The sequence below is a fragment of the Microcoleus sp. D3_18_C2 genome, from assembly GCF_036702395.1.
Lineage (GTDB): Bacteria > Cyanobacteriota > Cyanobacteriia > Cyanobacteriales > Microcoleaceae > Microcoleus.
This window is the reverse complement of record NZ_JAUBTG010000003.1, coordinates 17164-41752: the sequence shown is the minus strand read 5'-3', so window position 1 is coordinate 41752 and position 24589 is coordinate 17164. Positions and strand designations below refer to the sequence as shown.

18 protein-coding genes and 1 tRNA gene are annotated in these 24589 nt (G+C 45.5%); 10 read left to right on the top strand and 9 right to left on the bottom strand.

Translation table 11 applies throughout. The annotated features are described in order from the left end of the window. Positions 1 to 106 precede the first annotated feature (106 nt). A complete protein-coding gene (gene treS / locus QUA88_RS02845; RefSeq protein ID WP_333270122.1) occupies positions 107 to 3490 on the top strand; it encodes a maltose alpha-D-glucosyltransferase in 3384 nt (1127 codons plus the stop codon). Between the two features lie 324 nt (positions 3491 to 3814). Here treS and QUA88_RS02840 read toward each other — a convergent pair whose 3' ends face one another. Then, complete coding sequence (locus QUA88_RS02840; RefSeq protein WP_333046751.1) at positions 3815 to 4135, bottom strand: 2Fe-2S iron-sulfur cluster-binding protein; 321 nt, start codon at positions 4133 to 4135, stop codon at positions 3815 to 3817. Positions 4136 to 4247: 112 nt separating this feature from the next. Next, positions 4248 to 4895 carry a sigma-70 family RNA polymerase sigma factor gene (locus QUA88_RS02835; RefSeq protein WP_333270119.1) on the bottom strand — a complete coding sequence of 216 codons (648 nt, stop codon included), beginning with the start codon at positions 4893 to 4895 and terminating at the stop codon, positions 4248 to 4250. Positions 4896 to 5054: 159 nt separating this feature from the next. Here QUA88_RS02835 and QUA88_RS02830 point away from each other — a divergent pair, with 159 nt between their 5' ends. Then, positions 5055 to 5525 (top strand): RNase H family protein, encoded by a 471-nt coding sequence (locus QUA88_RS02830; protein WP_333052862.1) that lies wholly within the window; start codon positions 5055 to 5057, stop codon positions 5523 to 5525. Here QUA88_RS02830 and QUA88_RS02825 read toward each other — a convergent pair. Continuing rightward, complete coding sequence (locus tag QUA88_RS02825; protein ID WP_333270115.1) at positions 5516 to 9220, bottom strand: hydantoinase B/oxoprolinase family protein; 3705 nt, start codon at positions 9218 to 9220, stop codon at positions 5516 to 5518. The genes QUA88_RS02830 and QUA88_RS02825 overlap by 10 nt on opposite strands. 146 nt (positions 9221 to 9366) lie before the next feature. Continuing rightward, positions 9367 to 10269 (bottom strand): M28 family peptidase, encoded by a 903-nt coding sequence (locus tag QUA88_RS02820; protein WP_333052860.1) that lies wholly within the window; start codon positions 10267 to 10269, stop codon positions 9367 to 9369. 47 nt (positions 10270 to 10316) lie between these two features. On the opposite strand from QUA88_RS02820, the gene QUA88_RS02815 reads away from it, so the two are divergent. From QUA88_RS02815 to QUA88_RS02800, 4 genes are read left to right on the top strand one after another with little or no spacing between them, the layout of a single operon-like run. Continuing rightward, positions 10317 to 11486: an AAA family ATPase gene (locus tag QUA88_RS02815; RefSeq protein WP_333270112.1), complete on the top strand. Its 1170-nt coding sequence runs from the start codon at positions 10317 to 10319 to the stop codon at positions 11484 to 11486. Between the two features lies 1 nt (position 11487). Further along, entirely contained in the window at positions 11488 to 12168 is a 681-nt protein-coding gene (locus QUA88_RS02810; protein WP_333211921.1) for a phage tail protein, read from the top strand. A 51-nt stretch (positions 12169 to 12219) separates the two neighbouring features. Further along, positions 12220 to 12519 (top strand): hypothetical protein, encoded by a 300-nt coding sequence (locus QUA88_RS02805; RefSeq protein ID WP_333052856.1) that lies wholly within the window; start codon positions 12220 to 12222, stop codon positions 12517 to 12519. Further along, a complete protein-coding gene (locus QUA88_RS02800; protein WP_333052855.1) occupies positions 12516 to 12935 on the top strand; it encodes a PIN domain-containing protein in 420 nt (139 codons plus the stop codon). Before QUA88_RS02805 ends, QUA88_RS02800 begins: the two co-directional genes overlap by 4 nt. Before the next feature lie 13 nt (positions 12936 to 12948). On the opposite strand, the gene QUA88_RS02795 is transcribed toward QUA88_RS02800, so the two are convergent. Then, positions 12949 to 14022: a DMT family transporter gene (locus tag QUA88_RS02795; protein ID WP_333052853.1), complete on the bottom strand. Its 1074-nt coding sequence runs from the start codon at positions 14020 to 14022 to the stop codon at positions 12949 to 12951. Positions 14023 to 14323: 301 nt separating this feature from the next. On the opposite strand from QUA88_RS02795, the gene sppA reads away from it, so the two are divergent. Beyond that, positions 14324 to 15142 carry a signal peptide peptidase SppA gene (gene sppA / locus QUA88_RS02790; RefSeq protein ID WP_333052852.1) on the top strand — a complete coding sequence of 273 codons (819 nt, stop codon included), beginning with the start codon at positions 14324 to 14326 and terminating at the stop codon, positions 15140 to 15142. Positions 15143 to 15259: 117 nt separating this feature from the next. Beyond that, positions 15260 to 15667 carry a chorismate mutase gene (gene aroH, locus QUA88_RS02785; protein ID WP_333052850.1) on the top strand — a complete coding sequence of 136 codons (408 nt, stop codon included), beginning with the start codon at positions 15260 to 15262 and terminating at the stop codon, positions 15665 to 15667. Between the two features lie 282 nt (positions 15668 to 15949). Here aroH and crtR read toward each other — a convergent pair whose 3' ends face one another. Further along, positions 15950 to 16840 (bottom strand): beta-carotene hydroxylase, encoded by an 891-nt coding sequence (gene crtR, locus QUA88_RS02780; protein ID WP_333052848.1) that lies wholly within the window; start codon positions 16838 to 16840, stop codon positions 15950 to 15952. 455 nt (positions 16841 to 17295) lie between these two features. Between crtR and pyk the strand changes: the two genes are divergently transcribed. Together pyk and QUA88_RS02770 are read left to right on the top strand one after the other, a co-directional pair. Further along, complete coding sequence (pyk, locus tag QUA88_RS02775; RefSeq protein WP_333052847.1) at positions 17296 to 19083, top strand: pyruvate kinase; 1788 nt, start codon at positions 17296 to 17298, stop codon at positions 19081 to 19083. An 87-nt stretch (positions 19084 to 19170) separates the two neighbouring features. Further along, a tRNA-Thr gene (locus QUA88_RS02770) sits at positions 19171 to 19242 on the top strand. A 459-nt stretch (positions 19243 to 19701) separates the two neighbouring features. On the opposite strand, the gene QUA88_RS02765 is transcribed toward QUA88_RS02770, so the two are convergent. The 3 genes from QUA88_RS02765 to QUA88_RS02755 form a co-directional block, all read right to left on the bottom strand. Then, positions 19702 to 20760, bottom strand: a complete 1059-nt coding sequence (locus QUA88_RS02765; protein ID WP_333052846.1) for a potassium channel protein — start codon at positions 20758 to 20760, stop codon at positions 19702 to 19704. A gap of 362 nt (positions 20761 to 21122) precedes the next feature. Next, entirely contained in the window at positions 21123 to 24050 is a 2928-nt protein-coding gene (locus QUA88_RS02760; protein WP_333211930.1) for an AAA-like domain-containing protein, read from the bottom strand. A gap of 19 nt (positions 24051 to 24069) precedes the next feature. Then, on the bottom strand, positions 24070 to 24588 hold the full coding sequence (locus QUA88_RS02755; protein ID WP_333052844.1) for a type IV pilin-like G/H family protein: 519 nt from the start codon (positions 24586 to 24588) through the stop codon (positions 24070 to 24072). Position 24589 lies beyond the last annotated feature (1 nt).

Here is a 24589-nt window from a genome sequence, read left to right as displayed (position 1 = left end):
GCGACCCAATTATAAGTTATGATTTATCAGTTTGGATGGGAACTAACACATCCCAATTACCAAATTTTAAGTACAAATTACTAATTACCAATCATCGCTACAAATCATGCCAAACTCAATGTTAAATGACGACCCCTTGTGGTTCAAAGACGCAATTATTTACGAAGTACCAGTTCGGGCTTTTGCCGACAGCAATGCAGACGGCATCGGCGACTTTAGAGGACTGACAGAAAAACTGGATTACCTGCAAAACTTGGGAGTAACAGCAATTTGGGTACTGCCATTTTTTCCCTCGCCGCTCCGAGACGACGGCTACGATACATCTCACTATACCACCGTCAACCCAATTTACGGCACATTAGAGGATTTTAAAGACCTTTTAGAAGCAGCGCACCAGCGGGGGATTCGAGTCATTATTGAGTTAATTGTCAACCACACTTCTGACCAGCACGCTTGGTTTCAGCGAGCGCGCCGCGCCCCGAAAGGCAGTAACGAAAGAGATTTTTATGTGTGGAGCGACACGCCGGAAAAATATCAAGATGCTCGGATTATTTTCCAAGATTTTGAAACATCTAATTGGGCTTGGGATGCGGTAGCAAAAGCTTATTACTGGCACCGTTTTTATTCCCACCAACCGGATTTGAATTACGACAATCCTGCCGTCCGCCAAGCCATCTTAGATGTGGTAGATTTCTGGTTGGCACTGGGAGTAGACGGACTGCGGATGGATGCGGTGCCTTACCTGTACGAGCGCGAAGGTACTAATTGCGAAAACCTGCCAGAAACTCACGTATTCCTGAAGCAATTGCGGAAGCACGTAGATGAGAAATTCCCGAACCGGATGCTGCTGGCTGAGGCGAATCAGTGGCCGGAGGATGCAGTTGAATATTACGCTGCTGGGGATGAATGTCACATGAACTTTCATTTTCCACTGATGCCGCGTTTATTTATGGCTTTGCATATGGAAGATAGCTTCCCAATTAGCGACATTCTCCAGCAAACTCCGCATATTCCCAATAATTGTCAGTGGGCATTATTTTTGCGGAATCATGATGAATTGACGCTGGAAATGGTGAGTGATGAAGACCGAGATTATATGTATCGGGTTTACGCTCAAGACACTCAGGCGAGAATTAATTTGGGCATCCGCCGCCGTTTGGCTCCTTTGATGGGAAATAACCGCCGCCGTATCGAGTTGATGAATGCTTTGCTGCTGTCTCTTCCGGGTACGCCGGTGCTTTACTACGGCGATGAAATTGGCATGGGAGACAATATCTATTTGGGCGATCGCAATGGGGTGAGAACTCCGATGCAGTGGAGTGGCGATCGCAATGCCGGTTTTAGTCGCGCCAACCCGCAGCGGCTTTACGCACCGCCAATTGTTGACCCTGAATATCACTACGAATCTGTTAACGTGGACGCGCAGCGGGCGAATCCGAGTTCTCTGTGGTGGTGGATGAAACGCCTGATTGCAATTAGGCAGCGCTTCCAAGCATTCGGCCGCGGAACTTGCGAGTTTCTGTACCCGGAAAACCGCAAAGTTTTAGCTTTTGTACGCACTTATCAAGACGAACACATCCTCGTAGTGGCTAATTTGTCACGCTTCGTCCAGACGGCAGAATTAGACCTTTCGCCCTTTAAAGGTGCTGTTCCGGTGGAGATTTTCGGCCGCACGGAGTTTCCTGCTGTTGGCGAGGCTCCTTACTTTTTGAGCTTGAGTCCTCACACGTTTTACTGGTTTACTCTTACTGTTAAACACGAAGATTTTTCGCTGCACGGTGTTCCCACAGACTTGCCTACTTTGGCGGTGATAGGCAATTGGAAAACTGCTTTCGCTACAACTCAGTTAAGCGATATGCTGCTTAATATTTTGCCGGGATACTTGCGGCGCAATCGCTGGTTTAGCGGTACGGATCGGACAATTCAATCTTTAGAAATAAGTGAGATTGTATCGGTTGAATGTAAAGATAGTGCGGGGGAGCAATCTCAAGTTTACATTCTGTTCTTGCAGTTGAATTATACTGAAGGTATGCCGGAAACTTACGTTTTGCCTTTAGGTTGGGAAGAGATTAAAGGCGATGTGGACGATCGGGCGATCGCGCGCCTGCACTTCCCAGAAACCAAAAAGGAAATCGGGGTACTATTTGATGCTGCTGGGGAGAAAGGTTTTCTGAGCGCGCTGCTGGGAGCGATCGCCAATTCTCGCAGTTACAGAGGTGTTGCAGGTCAACTGCTAGGAATTGCCGACCGTGCATTCAAATCAGAAGAAGAGTTAGCGCAGCTCGAACCTCACCTGTTCAAAAAAGAACAAAGCAATACATCCGCAGGTTACGGCGACCGCTTCGTCCTGAAAATATTGCGAAAAATCGAGGAAGGAATCAACCCCGAATTAGAAATCGGACGCTTTTTAACAGAGCGCAACTCGATCCAACACTACGCTCCAATTGCCGGAGCATTGGAATATCACACACCAGCAAAACAAGTCCTTACAGTCGGAATCCTACAAAAATTAATCCCCGACAGCGTAGATGCTTGGTCTTATACATTAGACACGCTGCGCGACTATTTCGAGCAAGTAATGACAGTAGAAGCAAAGCATTCCGGCGAGAATTTATCTACTGCCCCCGAAAATTATTTGCCGAACGCTTTGACCGGACAAACCCAGCGGCAGCAAAACTCGCTAGTAGCCGATTTATCCCTAGAAATTCCGGCATTAGCTCGCGAACTCATCGGCTCTTACTTAGCATCAGCCGAACTTTTAGGTCAGCGGACAGCCGAACTTCACCTCGCTTTAGCTTCTGACATAGAAAATCCCGCTTTTGCCCCAGAAAGCTTTACCTCGTTTTACCAGCGTTCCATCTATCAATACATGAGAAATCTGGCAGGAAGAACTTTGCTGGAGCTGAAAAAACGGCTGTCCAAACTGCCGCCAGAAATACAAAAATCGGCGCAAAAGCTCCTCAACCGCGAAGAGCTGATCATGGAACGTTTCAAGTCTATTTTGAACTTGAGAATCACCGCCGATAGAATTCGGTGTCACGGGGACTTTCATTTCGGGCAAGTTCTTTATACAGGCAAAGACTTCGTAATTATTGATTTCGGAGGAGAACGCGATCGACCCTTAAGCGAGCGGCGGATGAAGAGGTCGCCCCTGCGAGATGTTGCAGGAATGCTGCAATCTATAAGTTACGCTGTTACTTTGGCACTCCGCAATGAAGTAGAAAGTGGCATGATTCGCCCTGAAAATCTCCCGGAGATGCAGCAGTGGGCGAACGTTTGGCACCGCTGGGTCAGCCTAACTTTTGTCAAGAGTTATTTGGCGACTGCCGCCGATGCAAGTTTCTTGCCCAAATCTATACCGGAACTACAAGTTTTGCTGGATGCTTACATTTTGGAAAAAGCGGTTGCCGAGCTAGCCTACGAACTCAATTACCGCTTAGATTTCGCGGAAATTCCGCTTCAGCGGATTCTACAATTGCTGAATTTATAAGGGTGGGTTTATCTATACTCGTTAGGGTGCGTGGCTTTCTAGTTCCTCAATTAACAGCGAGATGCTGGAAAGTCACGCACCTTACATGACACCAAATCTGGTTTGATAAGGATTTGAGATCATGTCCGATCGAGTGACCGCGATGAAAAGGGCGGGTTTTTGAGATTGTCAATTATGGGCAGATATTTTTTGTTAACCCGCCCCTACCGTATTAGGGGTAATCGACGGGACATAATATGACTGGCGAATATAATTCGCTCTTCTACAAAGAAATTTCGTGCCCAGCGAGGCTAGAATAAAAGATGGTAAAAAACTGATTTTCTATTACTTAAAATAAAGGGCGGCTTGATATAAAACTTGTTCTTGATGAGTTAACAAAGTGCAGTCAGAAAGCGGGTAAGCCACACAAGTAACAGCGTAGCCAGCTTGCAATTCTGACGGCTTCAAAAACTTTTGTTCGCTTTGGTCGATTTCACCGCTCAGCAGTTTGACAACGCAAGCAGAACACTCTCCTTGCTTGCATCCATTCGGCAAGCGGATGCCGGCATCTTCTGCCATATCTAAGATATACTGGTCGTCTGGTACTGCGATCGTGCGATCGAGCGCGAGAGCCTCATTCACCAACCGAACTTGATAAACTGCCATTTTTTCCTTATTCCTCGCGAAAGGGCGGGTTTACGATGCTGTTAGTCCTAGCAAATATTTCGGGTAAAACCCGCCCGTACAACTAGAAAGGGCGGATTTATATCGTGTATATCTAGACAAGTGCTTCTTGATAATCGAGATTTTCATCTAGATAAATAGCCCGAATATCCTCCGGCAAGTTGGATTCTAAAGTTTGATATCCTTTTTGCAGCAAAGCCTTTACCTGAGCGGGCGAAATAGCTTCGCCTTCTGCTTGTAAATAAGCTGCAATTCGAGTTTCGCTCCAGCGGAAAGTCTGAGCCATCAACACCACTAAACGCGGCAGCGGCGCTAACAATTCTAAGGCTTGTTTGACGTAACACCACAGGGGAGGCGGCGCCGATTGCAAAGAGTAGTGAATCGACTCAACAGGGGGCAATTCAGCTTGATTTATGCAGACTGCGGTGACATTAATCAGCCAGTTTTGGAGACTGAGATTTTCGCCATCAGACTCTTGGATTTCGCGACGCAAATCGAGGCCTCGGAGTTCGTGATAGATGTGCAGCCAAGTGTGGGCAAACAGGTAATCGCCTTGTACGGGCGATCGCACGGAATGGCGAATCAGGGAGTGTACAATTTGAGCGTAGCGGCAAAAAATCGCCGTGAAGAAGCGACCCTGATCGGGATGGTTTTGAAACAGAGTCAATAATTCCTGATCGCTGTGGTGAAACAGGGATTTGACCACAGGATGGTTGAATTCTGAAAAATTAGGTGTTTGCACAATTGTTCTGTAACGGTTTTGGGAATAAATGCTGGTGCAGCCCGATTCTACAACACGATCTACATTGGGTGCAACAGGTTTGAAATTATGTTAATACTTAATTCAATTAATTATATAATATCGCCAAATGTTTATATTCCATGAAGGAGTCCCACAAGCATGAGCAACTTGAAACAAGTTAGCATCTATACTCGCGGTATAACTACGGCGAGCGGTGCTGGCGGATATGGGGCAGTCTTGCTGTATGAAAATCATCGCAAGGAACGATCCGGCGGATTTCACTTAACTACAAACAATCGTATGGATATTATTGCTGCAATTGAAGGCCTGAAAGCACTCAAAACAAGATGTAAAGTGACGCTATATAATAACAACGGCTACCTTGTAGATGCTATGGCCAACAATTGGGCGTTGCGCTGGCAAGCTAATAACTGGAAAAATAGCGAACAGAAACCTACTGCTAACGTAGATTTGTGGGAGCAACTACTCCAATTCTGTTCGCAACACCACGTTGAGTTTATTAGAATTAAGCAATGTGCGGGCAACCAAGAGTATAAACGCTGCAATTATATTTCCAGACAAGCGGCCAATCAACAAAACTTACCAGCAGATGAAGGTTATCAACGGTGAACCCCGCTAGGAAAACCATATCCTCCACCCCCAGGAGTCTCAATGATGAACACATCCCCCGGCTGCATTTCCACACTCGCCGTACTCCCCAATTCCTCAACTTTACCATCAACGCGCTCTACATAATTCCGTCCAACTTTCCCCGCTTCACCCCCATTCAAACCGCAGGGAGAAATCACCCGCCGCCCCGATAAAATTCCCGCCGTCATCGCCTCCCGAAACCGTACCCTGCGTACCACTCCATTACCGCCGCGATGACATCCATTTCCCCCGCTATTAGCCCGAATTGCAAAACTTTCCAACAACACCGGGAAGCGCCATTCTAATACTTCTGGATCAGTTAAACGCGAATTAGTCATGTGAGTTTGAACCGCATCAGTGCCGTCAAAATCTGCACCAGCACCCGAACCGCCGCAAATAGTTTCATAATATTGATAGCGCTGATTTCCAAAGGTAAAATTATTCATAGTTCCCTGAGAAGCAGCCATCACTCCCAACGCACAATACAAAGCATCGGTAATATTCTGCGATGTTTCCACATTTCCGGCAACTACCGCCGCCGGATAGCGAGGATTCAGCATACAGCCTTCGGGATTGATGATTTCGAGAGGTTTCAAACAGCCCGCATTTAGAGGAATATCGTCATCTACCAACGTGCGGAAAACATACAAAACAGCGGCTTTGCACACCGCAGCGGGAGCATTAAAATTGTTGAATTGTTGAGCAGAAGTGCCAGTAAAATCTATTTTTGCACTGCGCGCAGATTTGTCAATTGTAATCGCTACCTTAATTTGTCCGCCGCTATCCATCGGATAAGTAAACTCGCCATCTTGCAAAACATCAATTACCCTGCGTACCGACTCTTCCGCATTGTCTTGTACGAAGCCCATATAAGCTTGCACCGTCTCTAATCCATAATGTTTTACCATCTTGAGCAGTTCTTCGGCGCCGCGCTTGTTAGCAGCAATTTGTGCTTGCAAATCGGCTATGTTTTGAGGGGAATTGCGGACAGGAAAATTCCCCGCTGTCAGAATTTCTAGTAATTTTTTTTCTCGAAAATTGCCCTTGCTTACTAACAGAAAATTGTCAAGCAATACACCTTCTTCAGTTACTGTTGTACTGTTAGGAGGCATGGAACCGGGAGTAATGCCGCCGATGTCGGCGTGGTGTCCCCGCGAGGCAACATAAAACAAAGGAAGGGAGGAATCACGATCGAATACTGGAGTAATAACGGTGATATCTGGTAAATGCGTGCCGCCGTTGTAGGGATTGTTAGAAACATAAACATCGCCCGGTTGAATCGCATTGCCTTGTGCTAAAATTAAAGCTTCAACGCTTTCGCTCATCGAGCCTAGATGTACGGGAATGTGCGGCGCGTTGGCAACTAATTGCCCGTTTTTGTCGAAAATTGCACAGGAAAAGTCGAGACGTTCTTTGATGTTGACTGAGGAACTTGTGTTTTGCAATGTGACGCCCATTTGTTCCGCTATCGCCCGAAACAAATTATTAAAAATTTCCAGCAAAACTGGATCTGATTTAGCCGCAGATAAACGCGAATGAATGCGGATATTATCTGCGTCCATCTGCGTCCATCTGCGGTTCAAAATTAGATCGTTTCTTTCTGTTAATACCGCTTCCCAGCCCGGTTCAATAACATTAGTTCCCGTAGCTTCAACAATCATAGCAGGGCCGCTAATGCAGTCGTGCGATCGCAAATCGTCTCTCTGATAAACAGGCGTTTCCCGCCAGCCGCCACCCACATACATTTGCACCGTTGAAATTGGTTGCACAGGCAAGATGCCTGTGCCACAAGAGGGGGAAATTGTGGATGCTTCTGGCACATCCATTGTTTCTACAACTTCCACCGAAACCGCTTCCACAATCAGCGGTTTTTCTGGCATAATAAAACTGTAACGCTGTCGGTGTGCTGCTTCAAATTCCGCCTGCATCGCTTCAATATTGTCAGCAAAATTGACCGCCAAAACCGAGTCACTCCCCTGATATTTTAAGCGCAACTTGCTAACAACTAAAACCTCAGACTCATTCTCTGTGTTCTCTGCGCCTCTGCGGTTCAATTCCCTCTTTCCCTCAGCCTCCAATTCGCTTAAAATATAATGCAAATCAGATAATAATTCTGTATTTAATTGTTGCTCGATCGCCCTTTCGCGAATAGCCCGCACATCAGCCAAACCCATACCGTAAGCCGACAACACACCCGCATAAGGGTGAATAAATACCCGTTTCATCCCCAAAGCATCGGCGATCGCACAAGCGTGTTGGCCGCCCGCACCGCCGAAACAGCACAAAGTATACTCCGAAACATCGTAACCGCGCTGAAGCGAGATTTTTTTGACAGCATTTGCCATCTTTTCCACAGCGATCGCCAAAAAACCCTCCGCCACCTCTTCGGCCGTCCTCTCGCCCCCAATTTCCCCCGCTAATTGCCCAAATTTTTGCTTTACTACGTCAGGGGCGATCGGCAAATCTCCATTCAATCCAAATACTTTCGGGAAAAAATCCGGTTGAATTTTACCCAACATCACATTGCAATCAGTCACCGTCAAGGGGCCACCTTTGCGATAGCAAGCAGGCCCAGGATTGGCCCCTGCAGACTCCGGCCCGACGCGGTAGCGAGCCCCGTCAAAAAAGACAATTGAACCGCCGCCGGCTGCTACAGTGTGAATTGCCATCACGGGCGATCGCAATCTCACCCCAGCAATTTCCGTCTCAAATTCGCGTTCGTATTCGCCGTTAAAATGGGCAACATCTGTCGAAGTTCCGCCCATATCAAAGGTAATAATTTTATCAAAACCTGCCTTTTTGCTCGTTTGAACTGCACCGACAATTCCCCCAGCAGGCCCAGATAAAATACTGTTTTTTCCTTGAAATTGTGCCGCCTCCACTAAGCCGCCATTCGATTGCATAAACATTAATTTGGGGCATTGGGAATTGGGCATTAATAATCCCTCGTTCCCGGAATCTGCCTCTATTAATTGACTGGTTACTTGTTCGACATAACGCCGTAAAATCGGAGATAAATAAGCATCGACAACCGCAGTATCTCCCCGCGAAACTAATTTCATCAGCGGGCTGACTTCGTGAGATACTGAAATTTGAGTAAAGCCAATTTCTTTCGCTATTTTAGCAACTTTTTTTTCGTGTTCCGAGTAGCGGTAGCCGTGCATGAATACGATCGCACAACTGCGAATTCCCTCATCGTATGCTTGCTGCAAAGACGGGATAAATTCGGGATTGACAGCAGTTAACTCCTCACCTTGAGCACTGTAGCGTTCTGCAACTTCAATAACTCGATCGTACAGCATCTGGGGCAAAACAATGTGGCGCGCGAAAATATTCGGGCGGTTTTGATAGCCAATTCTCAGCGCATCGCCGAAACCTTTAGTAATTAACAGAATTGTGCGATCGCCCTTTCGTTCCAGCAAAGCATTTGTCGCTACCGTCGTCCCCATTTTAATCGCTTCAATTTCGGCGGCGGGTATAGCTGCGCCGGCGGGAATTCTCAAAATCTCGCGAATTCCTTGAACTGCGGCGTCGGTGTAGCGTTCCGGGTTTTCCGACAGCAGCTTGTGAATGACTAATTTACCGTCGGGGCTGTTGGCGACAATATCGGTAAAAGTGCCACCGCGATCGATCCAAAATTGCCAGCGAGTGCGATCGGGAAAAGTAGGATTCATATCTCTTTTTTTTGAAATTTTTGCTTGATTAATTTACAAGTATTCAACAAACTTCTGTTCAAGTCAATTCATAAAATTCATAACTTCGGGTCATAAAAGTCATAATTTCTGGTCAATCCAACTAGCACGCGCTCGATCGTGTTAATTTATAGATGTCGAATGCCCTTGACTAACCCCTGACAAACACCAGCCAGAAAATCTAAATCCAAAGTCTCAATCCTATCGCTTTCTCGATGATAATGCGGATTTCGCATATTAGCAGTATCAGTCACCATGATAGCGGGATAACCATTATCCCAAAAAGGAACATGATCGCTGCGGCGAGTATCCGGCACAATTAAACCTCGATTCGGCACCGGCAGCCACTCGCAGGGCTGACCAGATTGGCGAATTTTGCCACTCAAATTAATCAAATCGGGAACCGTCCGCAAAGTGCCAATTAAAGCAATAAAATTGCCACTATTGGGATAAAAATATTTCAAGCCAGCGGGATAGCTTTGAGAATTAGGATTATGGTTGCAATAACCCAACATTTCCAAAGAAATCATTAACCGGATTGACTTTTGCTGTTGCTTGTATTTAGCTGCATGATGACTGCTTCCCAAATAACCGTATTCTTCCATATCAAAGGCGACTAATTGCACTGGATATTTGAGCGGCCCAGATGCGATATCCCTTGCGAGTTCCAGCAAAACAGCAACACCAGTAGCATTATCATCGGCCCCAGGCGATCCGGGTACAGTATCGTAATGAGCACCAATTACGATCGGCTTTTCTTGCTTCTTTTCTTGCTTCCCCCCTTTAGCAAGGGGTGATTCTTCTTGCTTCCCCCCCTTAGCAAGGGGGGGACTGAGGGGGGGTAAATCCAAAATCAAATTGTGATGAATTCGGCCGCGCACGGAAAAATCGTCAATTTCTACAGTTCCCCACTGTCCCAACTGTTCCCGGATGTATTGCTGAGCATAAAAATGCCCTTGGGATGCGAGGTATGGATTGCGATCGCGTACAATTTGAATCAGATGGCTGTGCAAGCGTTCTTTGAGATTCATGCGATCGGAGATACAATGAGTACATTAAGATTATATGGGATTGAATTATGATTGGAGAAGTCAGAATCGAAAATTATAAGTCCATTCAAAAGCTAAAGCTAGAATTAGGACGAGTAACTGTATTGATCGGTGAAAATGGCTGCGGCAAGAGTAATATCCTAGAGGCGATCGCCCTTGCTTCTGCGGCGGCAGATGACAAGCTGGATAACGAGTTTTTAGCTTCTCGCGGCATTAGAGTGACAGAACCTCAATTTATGCGATCGGCTTTTGAAATTGAAAATTTGGTTAAAGATATCAAGATTGAGTTAAGAGGGAATGAAATCCAACCATTCAGTTGTATTTTACAAAATGATAATTCTACCTATTCTAAGTGGGTTAGTGAAAACTTTATGGGTGATATTGAGACCTCTATAAGAAAAGCTATTAATGTTCTTATTAAAAACTACGGTGGATCGGAAAAAATCAGATCTATTTTATTAGACGAAACAAAATACTCAGAACCAGAGTTATCAAGATTACTCAAAGATTCACAATCATTTAGTAGGATAATTAACCTTAATGAATTTATAATTTATTCTCCTGAAAACCAAGCTTTACGAACTTTTGAAAAAGAAGGTCAAGTTCAACCATTAGGAATTAATGGAGAAGGTTTGTTTAAACTTTTAAAATTTTTGACTTCAGATGATAACCAAGACCAGCTTAATGAAATCAAAAAAAAGCTGCAATTGATAGATTGGTTTCAAGATTTTGAAGCTACTCTAAATTTATCAAATATTCAAAATTTTCTCCAAATTAAAGATAGGTACTTAGATCCTGATTTAACTTACTTTGACCAAAGAAGCTCTAATGAAGGCTTTTTATTCTTGCTTTTTTACTTCGCTTTATTTATTAGCGATATCACGCCTAAATTTTTTGCAATAGATAACATTGATGCTTCTCTTAACCCCAGATTGTGTCGCAGATTAATGCAAGAATTAGTCGAATTAGCAAAAAAACACGACAAACAAGTTATATTCACAACCCACAACCCGGCAGTTTTGGACGGTTTGGATTTAGGTGATGAGGAACAGCGGCTGTTTGTGATCTACCGCAGCCAACTAGGTCATACTAAGGCTATACGTATTCTCAAACCCAAACCTCTGGAGGGACAAGAACCTGTAAAATTATCAGAGGCTTTTTTGAGAGGCTATATCGGCGGACTTCCTGAAAATTTTTAATATGATTAAGTTTGGATTGATTACAGAGGGACTTACTGACCAGATTGTTATTAAGAGTATTTTAGCTGGATATTTCAACAGATCCGATCTAGTTATCAGATCGCTGCAACCAGAAATAGACAAAGACAAAAACTATGGCGGTTGGACTCTAGTTTTTGATTATTGCAAGTCAAACATTTTTCGAGAATCATTTCAATATAATGACTATATCATTATCCAAATAGATACAGATGTTTTGCTGGATTACCAAAATTCTAATTATAATATTCCCAAGCGAGATGAAAATGGTAATGAATTTACTCCTCAGCAGTCGATCGAAAAAGTTATTGAAAAATTCAGAGATACGATTGGTGAGGATTTTTATGATAAACATCAACAGCGGATCGTGTTTGCAATTTCTGTTGACTCTATTGAGTGTTGGTTCCTCCCACTGTATTATACCGACAGTAGAAAAGCTAAAATTACAAACTGCCTCGACACGTTAAATCGGGAACTGGCGAAAAAACACAATTTTACGATCGACGCTAAGGCTAAAAATCCTGAATATTATCGAATAATTTCAAAACCATATCGCAAGCATAAAGTTTTGATGAAGCATTACGCAGATAATCCCAGTTTAAAAACTTTTATAGAACAGATTCAAAGCAGAGACATTAAGATTGGTGGTGAAGAGGATTGGTAATGAAGCAAGTTATTATGTCCTATAATAGAAACATAGTTATCGGAGATTACCATGCAAGCATACAAACTTAGAGGTAAAATCGATGCAACTGGCAACTTGGTAGTTGTGGAACCCGTGAATATGCCGCCGGGAGATGTAGAAATCATCGTCTTGCAGCTACCTGATACGGTTAAACAAGCCAGCGCGTCAGAAAATGCGATCGCACCTGAAGCACCTCAAAAAAAGTTTAAAACTAATGTGAAGGCATTTCAAGGTTTATTCGATCGAGATGCTGTACCGGAAACGCTGGATTTTGACGATCCAGACAAACAAGCAAAATGGGAATATTTAAAAGAGAAACATAACTTGTGAAAATCCTGATAGACACCAATATAATAGTAGATGTTGCGCTCGATCGAGAACCTTTCTTTTCTGAGAGCGATCGCATTTTAACTTTTGTTGAAGAAGCAAAAATTCAAGGCTATATTTCAGCCTCAACTTTTAGCGACCTTTACTATATTATCCGCAGAGACAGAGGCCGCGATTGGACGCTGGATTTTTTGCGGCAGTTAGCCACATTTTGTCAAGTCGCAACAGTAGATAACTCTGTTATTTCAATGGCATTAACTTGCAACTTCAAGGATTTTGAAGATGCGATTCAGTACAGCACTGCTGTCATCAATCGAATTGATGCCATTGTCACCCGCAACCCGCGAGATTTTCCGGTTACTACTCCTAGGATTGTAACTCCAAATCAGTTAATTCTTGAATTAACTGATTCTCCCTAAATTTCTCAAAGCGCTAAACTTCTGATTCCAGTTCGCTAACCCGCAACTGCACGGGTAATTCTACAGAATTCAACTCAGACGACTCTAACAATCCTGTAGCTTCAACTTCTGCACTCGCTTCACCGTGCCGCACTTTTCGCAATTTCTCACCCAAAGTATCCCGCTGGTTAATCAAATAAATACTAACCAAAGTCAGCCCAACTCCCATCGATTGCAGCGGATTGAGCACTTCGCCCAAGAACAAATTGCCGAACAGCAAAGCAAATACAGGCGTAAGAAAGGTAAGAGAACTTAAACTGGTTAGACTGCCACTCGAAGCAAAATAAAAGAATAAACCGTAGGCGATCGCACTTCCGAACACAGTAGAATAACCTAACGCCATCCAGCCCGAAAAATCGATATTCACAAACTGTTCAGACTCAGTTGCAGCCGAAATTGCCAACAGCGGCAAACCGCCCAAAATCATGTGCCAACCAGTCGCCACCACCGGGTCAACATAACGGCAAACCCAGCGCACCAAAACCGTACCCACAGCCATCGACAAAGCAGCCAACAGCATCAACCATTCTCCACCCTGAAACAACTGTTCGATACCCGCAGAAACCTCCCTGTTTTCAGGATGAAAAAGCCCCAAAATCCAGCCATCGGGCAACCCGATCAAACTGATGCCCGCAACGCCAATAACTAATCCCAACCAGCCCCAAAAACCAATTTTTTCTTGAAACAGCCACAAACACAAAATCGCCACTGCTAGCGGCTGAGAATCAATCATCACCGAACCCAAACCCGCACCGGTTCTCGCCAAACCTTCGGCTAAAAAGCCTTGAAACAAAGTAGCGTCAACCAAAGCAAACAGCGAAATCCACAGCCAAGCTTTCCAACCCTGGGGCTGTGGTTTTCCCATCAGCGCCGCCGCCAGCAGCACCAACACACCCGCAGGTACTAGACGCACGAATGCCACAAACAGTGGCGTTGTATGCGGCATCACCCCCTTCATCGCTACCATCGCGGTTCCCCACAGGAAAAACGGCGCAATTAGCAACAGCGGGGCAAAAGGTAGTTTTGAATCGGTAAGTTTTAGCTGCATGGCGGAGACTCCAAATAATTGATGAGATTGATTCTGGTGGGGATGATGTAGTTTTGTTAAGCAATTTTTACAATTATATATTGGTGTAGTCCTGGACGCACGGGTGGCCAGAAACCGGGTTTTTTCACCCACATATTTGCCTCAAACCCTGAATCTCTGCAAAAAACCCGGTTTCTTCAGTCTCATCGAGTGGCCTTCTTCCCTCTTCCTTCTTCCTTCTTCCTTCTTCTCTCTTCCTTCTTCCTTGAGATAAGGCACACTAGAAGTGAGATACAAAAAGTAACATTGCCCGAAACTGCCCATGATTTGGCCATTCAAGCCCCGCTACCGCAAACAAATCGCCCGTATCGAAATCACCGGAGCCATTGCCGGAGAAACCCGTAAACGAGTCCTAGAAGCTCTCAAAACCGTTGAAGAACGCAAATTTCCCGCCTTGCTGCTGCGGATAGACAGCCCCGGCGGCACTGTCGGCGATTCCCAGGAAATTTACAGCGCACTCAAGCGTTTGCGCGAAAAAGTCAAAATTGTCGCCAGTTTTGGCAATATTTCAGCTTCTGGCGGAGTTTACATCGGCATGGGAGCCGAACATATCGTTGCTAATCCCGGTACAATTACTGGCAGCATTGGCGTGATTATCCGGGGTAACAATTTAGAACGGCTGTTAGAAAAAGTAGGCGTTTCTTTTCAGGTGATTAAATCGGGGCCGTATAAAGATATCTTGGCATTCGATCGCGAATTGACAGATCCTGAACAGCAAATTCTGCAAGACTTGATCGACACCAGCTACCAGCAATTCGTGGAAACCGTTGCTGAAGCCCGGAAATTGCCTGTTGAGAAAGTGAAAAGTTTTGCCGACGGTCGGGTTTTTACCGGCCAGCAAGCCTTAGAATTGGGTTTGGTCGATCGACTGGGAACAGAAGAGGACGCTCGCCGCCTTGCCGCCGAACTCGCAGGCCTCGACCCGGAAAAAACCGAGTCTTGCACGCTAGAAAAACAAAAACCTTTCCTAAATCGCGTCTTGGGGAGTAGTCTGGATATATCCGGGCTTTCGGCTTACAAGAATTTGCTGGAATTCGATCTTTCTACTAGCGGTTTGCCGCTGTGGATGTATCGCCCGTGATTAAATAGTCAGTTGGCAGTTGGCAGTGGTAATTAGTAATTAGTAATGGGTAATTGCAACTAGCAACTGACAACTAGCAACTGACAACTAACAACTGACAACTGGCAACTGACTAATATGGAGGAAATTTGCGTGGAGTGGCAAGTGCGGGGGATTCGTGGGGCAACAACAGCTAGCGAGAATTCGGTGGCAGCAATTCGAGAAGCGGTGAGAGAATTATTAGATGAATTAGAAGCAAAAAATGATATAAATCCAGATTTAATTATTAGTGCTACGTTTTCTGCTACTCGCGATTTAGATGCTGTGTTTCCGGCTGCGATCGCCCGCGAACGTCCTCACTGGTGTAATGTTCCTTTGTTGGACGTGCAGCAAATGCACGTTGAAGGTGCTTTGGAACGCTGCATTCGGTTTTTAATTCACGTCAATTGGCCGGCAAATACTGAAATTTATCATCCTTATTTGCGGGGAGCTCAAAATTTGCGCCCCGATAGGAATTTAGCGGTGGCGGTGGCTGGGGAAAAATAATAGATTCACTTTGGGCTTGATTTAAAAGTTAACTCACCATTACAGGTGGGTTTATTTTTTACGGGATTTGATACAGTACAAAACCTGCCTTGGGGATATACAGCACTTTCCAGGTAAGTGAAGTACAGAGAAACCGGGTTTCTTGAATAAAACCGGTTTCTGGCGAGAAATCCAGAAGAAACCCGGTTTCTGGGGTGTACTTTATAAACCTGGAATCCGCTGTATGCTTAAAAGCTTTTATTATAAAAAAAACCCGGTTTCTTTGAGAAGCCGGGTTTTTTGTCAATCAGACGCTTTCTTGTGATGCAGCCTAATCCCTAAAAAAATGTCATATATAAAACTCCAAAAGTCCTTTTTCCCTTCCAATATTCCCAAAGTTTGAGGAGAACCTTTCTCATCCAACAGCGGCTTGACAGCCTCATAAGCAGGCTTGTAATTGTACCAAGGAATGGAAGGCCACAAGTGATGAATCAGATGATAATTCTGCCCCAAAATCAAGATATTTAGAATAGGACTAGGATATACTCTGGCATTTTTCCAGCGATCGCGCTCGTGAAACGGACGGTGCGGCAAATAATCAAAAAACAACCCCAAGGCCAACCCCACCACCAAAGCCGGAGAAAACCAAAAATTCAGCACGTAACCTAAATGGTCGTACTGAATGGCAATATACACCACCGCTACGACAAACAAACGGCTGAGAAACCATTCCAAGAGTTCGTATTTCCGCCACAGTTTGCGCTTAAAAAAGAAAATCTCGTGGTAAAAAAACCTCGCAGCAATCAACCACAAAGGCCCGCCCGTAGAAACATAATGGTCTGGATCGTTATCTGGGTCATTAACGTGGGCGTGATGCTGCATATGTACCCGCGTAAACACCGGGAAAGCAAAACCCAACATCAGCGCGCTACCGTGTCCCAAAATAGCATTAACTGTGCGATCGCGATGGGCCGCATTGTGAGACGCATCGTGAATCACAGTTCCAGCCATGTGCAACGCCAACACGTTCAGCGTAAAACAGCACCACTGCGGCCATCCCCAACACCAGAAACCCAAGTTAGAAATCACGATAATCACTACTGCACTCAAAAACAGCAGCAGTGTCGGATTCAAGTCACCGGGAGGACTCAGAAACTCTTTCGGCACTGTCAGCGGCCGTCCTGCCTCCGACATCTTTGTTAAGACTCCTTAATATTTCACACTTGCGTAGTATAAGATACAAGCCAGACAATAGTAAAGTTTTGTCAGGAACCTCAGCCTCAAGGCATGAAAGAACAGAGTTCGATCGCCAAAAACTAGCCTCTGCACAAACAGGAAAGTATTGCTGTTGTACAAGGATACCAGTCCTAGATTAGCCAAAAGAGCTCAGCAGACCAATTAAAATCAATGGGTATGTCTGTATTTATGTCAAGCCTGAGAGCGGAAAAATTTGCAAAAAAGAGCGCTCCCCAAGAAAAGATTACCGATCGGTAAAAAGTCAGATATTCTATATATTGTTCAATACCTACTTTTTTGACGACTATCAAAATTTTTAAGACTTGAGACTAGCATCATTGCTTGTAGTGCAAAGATGAAACGTTAGCCGAAATTTAAACAAGAAATCCACCTGCCTCCCCAGAACACCGCTGATGCAATTGCCAAAAGCCCTACGCCGGACTAAAATCGTCGCCACCATTGGCCCAGCAACTTCGGACCCACAAGTGCTGCGCCAGCTCATAGAAGCAGGTGCCACAACTTTGCGACTCAACTTTTCCCACGGAACAGAAGAAGACCACCAGCGCAGCATTCGCTTAATCCGGCAAACATCCTTTGAACTCAACCAGCCGGTTGCCATCCTCCAAGACCTCCAAGGCCCGAAAATTCGTTTAGGGCGCTTTGAGACAGGCTCTATAGTTGTCAAAAACGGCGATCCTTTCATTCTCACCAGTCGCCAAGTTCCAGGCACCGAACTCATTTCTTCCGTCACCTACGACCCCCTAGCAGACGAAGTTCCAGAGGGATCAGTGATTCTGCTTGACGACGGGAAAGTGGAAATGCTGGTCGAAAAAGTAGACCGTGCGGCGCGGGAATTGTACTGCCGCGTCGTCGTCGGCGGGCCACTTTCCAACAACAAAGGGGTGAATTTTCCCGGAGTTTACCTGTCAATTAAAGCGCTGACTGATAAAGACCGCAAAGATTTAATGTTCGGCCTCGACCAAGGTGTCGATTGGGTGGCCCTGAGCTTTGTGCGGAATCCCCAAGATGTGCTCGAAATTAAAGAGCTGATTGCCAGTGCGGGCAAGCAAGTACCGGTGATTGCTAAGATCGAAAAGCACGAGGCGATCGAACAAATGGAGGAAATTCTCACCCTTTGCAACGGCGTGATGGTCGCCCGCGGCGATTTGGGAGTGGAACTACCCGCCGAAGACGTGCCGATTTTGCAAAAGCGCCTGATTGCTACCTCCAACCGCCTGGGCATTCCGGTAATTACCGCTACCCAGATGCTCGACAGCATGGTCAACAATCCCCGTCCCACCCGCGCCGAGATTTCCGACGTGGCCAACGCGATTCTTGACGGAACTGATGCAGTGATGCTGTCCAATGAAACTGCTGTCGGCAAGTTCCCCGTCGAAGCGGTGGCGACGATGGCGAGAATTGCGGTGCGGATGGAGAGGGAAGGAATTAAGCGGAATATTAGGAATGTAGAAGATATTGGTCGATCGATCCCCAACGGCATCAGCCAAGCAGTCAGCCAAATCTCCGAACAATTGAACGCCGCGGCCATCATGACGCTGACCAAAACCGGCGCCACAGCCCGAAATGTCTCGAAATTCCGACCCAAAACTCCGATTTTGGCAGTTACTCCTCACGTAGACGTAGCCCGACAACTGCAATTAGTATGGGGAGTAAAACCCTTGCTGGTGCTGGATTTGCCCTCCACCGGCCAGACATTTCACTCTGCCATGACAGTCGCCCAGGAAAAAGAGTTAGTCTCCGACGGAGATTTAGTGGTAATGACCGCCGGTACTCTGCAAGGGGTTGCCGGATCGACGGATTTGATCAAAGTTGAAGTAGTGACAGCAGTTTTAGGCAAAGGCACCGGTGTCGGTTTGGGATCGGTGAGTGGGATGGCCAGGGTTGCTCGCACTGCTGCGGATGTAGGCAATTTCCACGCTGGAGAAATTTTGGTAGTGGAACACACCAGCGTCGCTTTTGTGGAGATGATTCGGAAAGCCGCAGGTGTGGTGACGGAGGAGGACAGTTTGACTTCTCACGCCGCGATTATCGGTTTGCGGTTGGGCGTGCCGGTGATGGTGGGCGTGAAGAATGCCACGCGGGTAATTCGGGACGGAACTATGCTGACGCTGGATATGCAGCGGGGTTTGGTTTATTCCGGGGCCAGAGGCGGTTCAACTGACACTGAAGTGACCGTTTAACTGTTGGTGAGTTGTAGAATTTTGAATTAAATTCTACAACTCGTTGCTTTTTTCGCTGAGGTTGTGCTATAATCCAAAATTGTCTGTGCCGATGTAGCTCAGGGGTAGAGTATTCGATTCGTAATCGAACGGTCGTGGGTTCAAATCCCACCATCGGCTTTGGGTTTCAGCGATTTTTGTCTGTCTTTAGTCTATGACTGAGCTCAAACTGTGATCAAAACGCAGTTTAACTGCTCAAAAATGCTCTCGGCGCCGAGAGCATTTTTATTTTCCCTAAATCCTTGTGTGGTGGAGATTATGAATTTTTTTAATCATATCGTTTCCGGTTGCATCGGTATTGTTCAAATGTCCAAACAGTGAGTTGTCATATCAATTCCGGTTTTATCGGAATGATGAAACCGCAGAGGACACAGAGGATACAGAGAAAGGGAAGAGAGAGATGAATACAGGACGATGCCAACGGATTTGATATCATATCGTTTCCGGTTGCATTTGAATAATAAAATTGAGTCAACATTTAACACTCAACCATTGAGTTTTTCGACCCAGAGTCAACAGTCAACAGTCAACAGTCAACAGTCAACAGTCAACAGCCAACAGTACAAACCTGACATCGTATTACTTTGGGGGCCGGGGGAGGCGAAAACTCAGGGGACTGAGGATTTGATTGAGAGTTCGCAGTTGTTCGGCGGTGCCCAAACAAATCAGCATATCTCCTCCTTCGATCGCAGTTTCTCCGGTAGGCCCGACAATCAAAGTCCCGTCAGCGCGCCGCACTGCTAAAACCAAGGCCCCCGATTGCGATCGCAACTTGGCATTTCTCAAAGTTTCCCCAACGTAGACACAACTATTGGGATCGACCAAAAATTCCTCCATGTAAAAAGAACTCTCGGTGCCGGTCAAAACACCGTCTAAAAAATCCATAACTTGAGGCCGCAAAGCCGCCGCCGCCATGCGTTTTCCCCCGGTAATGTAGGGGGATACGACGGCATCGGCGCCGCCCCGCTGCAACTTCTTTACGGCTTCTTCTGTGGTGGCGCGGGCGATCGCCCGTACTTTCGGATTCAGAGTTTTCGCTGACATGACAGTGTATAAATTCTCGGCATCCGAAGGCAAAGCTGCTACTATGCAAATTGCGCGATCGATCCCCACACTCAGCAAAATTTCGTCCAGAGTCGCGTCTCCTTGGACAGCCGTGTACCCCAGTGCCAAGGCTGCCTCAACCGACTGTACCGCCGAATCTATGACCACAAAAGGAATATTTTCGGCCTGAAATTCCAAGCCAATCTGGCGGCCAGTGCGCCCAAAACCGCAGAGAATGTAATGCCCGATCAAAGAATCTACCAATCGTCGCTGCTGCCTAATTCTTGCTCCTTCTTGAAAATATCCTTCAATCAGTGCTTCTGTAAAGCGGTTGACGATGAAACCAATCACAATCACGCCCATCAAAATCAGGCATATGGTAAACATTCGCCCGCGTTGACCGAGGGGCTGAAGTTCACCGTAGCCGACAGTGGCTAGGGTAAATACTGTCATGTAAGCGGCATCGAGCAAAGACCATTTTTCCACCTGCCAATACCAGAGAGTACCTGTGCAGAAAATGCCGCCCAGGGCGATGACTCCGCCCGTTAAGTCTTTTTGCAGGCGCTGGTACTTTTGTTCTAGAGTTGAATACACCGATCGGGCTTACCTATTACCTATTAGCTGCTACTAATTTTAACGATATCAGCCCTAGACGCAGGGGCGGTCAATCGATTTTAGATTTTAGATTTTAGATTTTAGATTTTAGAGGCGACCCCACGGATAAATGCGGGGGGTTGAGGATTTTCGATTTGGGATTGACTTGCGCGAGATAAATCACGTGGCGGGTACCACCTTTGAAAATCTTGGTCAAAAAGCCAGTTTCTGCCTAGATACTTTGCTGCCAAACTCAACATTTTGACCGAAAGCATCCAGGATACAAGCCACCGAATTTATCTCGCGCAAGTCAATGCTTCAATTCTTTAATCTAAAATCTAAAATCTAAAATCTAAAATCGATTAACCCGGTTTTTTTTGCGTGAGTTCCGACTGAGTTCCAATCCCGTCGCAGAGGTGGCGATTGCTGGGATAGGCGATCGGATTTGTCTGAAAATAATTGCGGGCTCCATCGCAACCCTGCTGCAACAAATCGTCAAGATTAAAATTCCACAGCATCACCGTACCGTCAGCGCTAGCAGTAGCGATCGCTTTGCCGTCTGGACTAAAACTCGCACTCCAAACAGCATCCTTGTTACCTTTTAAAGTTTTGAGCAATGTACCGTCAATGTTCCACAGCCTCACCATTTTGTCTGTGCTTGCAGATAGCAACATTTGACTGTCGGGACTAAAGCTGATATTAGTCACTCCACTTGTATGCTTTAAAATACTTAGCGGTGTGCCGTCTTTGCTCCAAATTCTCGCAGTTCCCCCAGCACTTGCAGTCGCCAGCATTGCTCCATCTGGACTGAAAGCTACACTCATTATTTTATCACTTTCAATCTGTAAAGTTCGGAGCAATTTGATATCGGAGCTTGCTTCAATTGACTGCTGTTTTTGCAACTTTTCCACAATCTTTCTCAAACTCCAAAGTTTAACAGTGCCATCAGTGCCAGCCGCAGCAATTATCTGACCGTCGGGGCTAAAACTCGCGCTGGTTATCCAACCTCGCTCGACTTTTAAACTTGACAATTCTTCACCGTTGATTTTCCATAGCTTAACTGTTCCATCGGCACTTGCTGAAGCAATAATTTTACCATCTGGACTCAAACAGACGCTTGTTATTTGACCGCTGTGTGCTTTTATATCATGAATTAACTTGCCATCTTTTTGCCAAATTTTGAGAGTTTGGTCGTCGCTTGCAGAGACAATTATCTGACCGCTAGCATTGAAAACTGCCCTGATAATTTTATCAGTATGCCCTGTCAATGTTGCTTGCAAAGTTCCATTAGTTTGCCAAAGCTTGATATAATTATCATCGGTAGCAGTCACAATTGTTTGACTGTCGGGACTGAAACTCGCGAAAGCAAGGGTACTGGCTTGACTCTGCAAGCGGCGGCGTTCCCGAAAGTTGTAAACTGCCTGTTCTAGGGCGATCGCCACTCGCATCTGAATATCTGAACTCACTCCGAGCGATCGTTTCATTTCTGTAACAGCTCTGATGCTTTCTAGCAAAGCTTCTTCTTTTTTATCCGCAGCAAATAGCGTTTCTGATAGCAAACTGAGAGTGAGAATTTTGTTGTTTCTTTCTTCGATTGACGGTTTTACCCAAAAAGTTACTATCAGGATTGATATTAATATGACTGCGGAGCCGGTAACTGTTTGCACTCTCAGTTGTTGCTCGCGCCAAAGTTTAGCTGCAATCACTTTTTTCTGCTTTTGTGCTTCGCTTAGTTCCTCTAGTAACTTTTTTTCGCGGCGCAGTTGTTCCATTTCAGCTTGAGTTTGTTTTTCGCGATCGCGCAATTTGGCAAACTCCGCTTCTTGACTTGCACCTAAAAATTGATAATCTTGGGTATTCAAGCTTTTATTTGCCGCCCACTGTCGGGCATCTTCCAGTGCTTGACCGCGCAACAAGCGAGATTCGTCTTGACAATTGGTAGCTATCCATGCTGTTAGGGATTCAGCATAGGGGCGCAAGTCGCCGAGCGCTTTTTCTACCCAGTCATGGCTGAATATAGCTGCGTAAATGCGGTTGGATACGGTTAATTTTCCGGCTCGTTTTACTACTAATCCGCTCAGCCGCAATTCTGTTTGTTCGGGAGTATCATCCGCGCAGATCCCCCCTGCCCCCCTTAATAAGGGGGGTTCTGAAGGTTGCTGATTTCCACTCAGTTGCTGTTCGGTTTGTTCGGGAGTATCATCGGCGCAGATCCCCCCTGCCCCCCTTAACAAGGGTAATTCTGGCATTTTCTCCCCCCTTATTAAGGGGGGTTGGGGGGGATCGCAGGGTGGCAATATTTTTTGATATAGTCCTAATAACCTACTGGCGCGGTGCGGACTTCTGAGAAGGCGATCGCGAATTGTTTTAATGTGTACTGGTTCATCGGACGATTCCCAATTATCAATAATATGAGATTGCACGATCTCGCTAATTAATAATTGATTTATAGTAATATTTTCAGTTTTGCTTTCATCCGTTGAATCTGATATAATAGAAGCCGACGCTAAACTTTTTACATGGTACAAAATCAGCTTGCAAAGCTTTTGAGTCAGAAATGGCTGCCCTCCAGTCCAGTCCAAAATCTCTTTTAAAACCTCTTGAGGATTCTCTACTTTTCCCTCAAACCCCTTTGCTAAAGGCAGAGCTTCTTGTAAGTTAAAACCGTGCAATTCAATAGGTAAACCGATATTGAAGGGCGTGCGAGTTGCATCGCTAATTAAATCCGATGGGGTAGCTACTCCCAGCAAAGCAAATGTAATGCGCTGGTATTCTGAATTGTGAGCGCGTTTATTGTAGCAACATCTAATTAATGCAAAAAAATCGTCTAGCGGTTCTTGGAAACTCAGAACGCTATCAATTTCATCAATAAAAATGACCAGGTTTTGAGAAATTTTGACCAGCAGCAATTCTTCAATTAACTCTCCTAAGCGCTGCACCGGCGACATCAACTCTCTCTCCCGCCACCAAGCCATAAACTCGACTGGGTTAAACAGGTTGAAGCTGCACAAGAGTTTGTAAGCGACGCCGCCGTACCACTTATCTAGAGAGACTTGCTGGTTGCCAATGTCCGAAAGGTCGATCGTAGCACAAGCAATGCCATCAGCCGAGAGTTTTTGTACAGTTCGCACTAGCAAACTAGATTTGCCCATTTGTCGGGAATTGAGCACGTAACAAAACTCTCCGGCTTTGAGGGCTTGATAAAGTTCTGAGTCAGCTTGTCGCACTACATAAGTAGGTGCATTTTGCGGGAGACTGCCGCCGATTTGATATTGGTAATCGACTGTCATGATCTAGCCTCTAGTTAGATTATCTGGTCATTTGTGTTGTGCCTGTGCTACAAGCAAGTTTACCATTTTCATAGGTGGGTTCCGCTGGTTTAATTGTACCGGGAGAATCAGCTTCGCACAATATGGACGTTGTAGTTCTTTCCTCTTTAGCAGCATTTGGATTAAATTTTTTAGCAGGAACTAGAAAAACACCACCGACATAACTTTTTAAGTCGTTTTGCTTTGCTAATGCATAATTAAATGCTGCTTTTTTACTGACACGAATTGAATATTTGAAACTTATTGTCTCTGTTTTAATGCCAAGTCCTAAAGCATCAACAGAAGTAGCAAAAGCACTTTTTTCTATAAATAGGCTTGTCTGTGCGCGGTTCATTGAGCGAACATAATGTGTTACTTCCAATGTCCTAATCTTATTCCTGCTAGCAAGAAATGTTGGCAGAGCGATCGCGCCAATTACTCCAATGCCCATTAAAAGCAATAAGCAGCCGCAACCTTGATAAGTTGAATTGTTAATACTTGATTTTTGATGTTTAGTCATG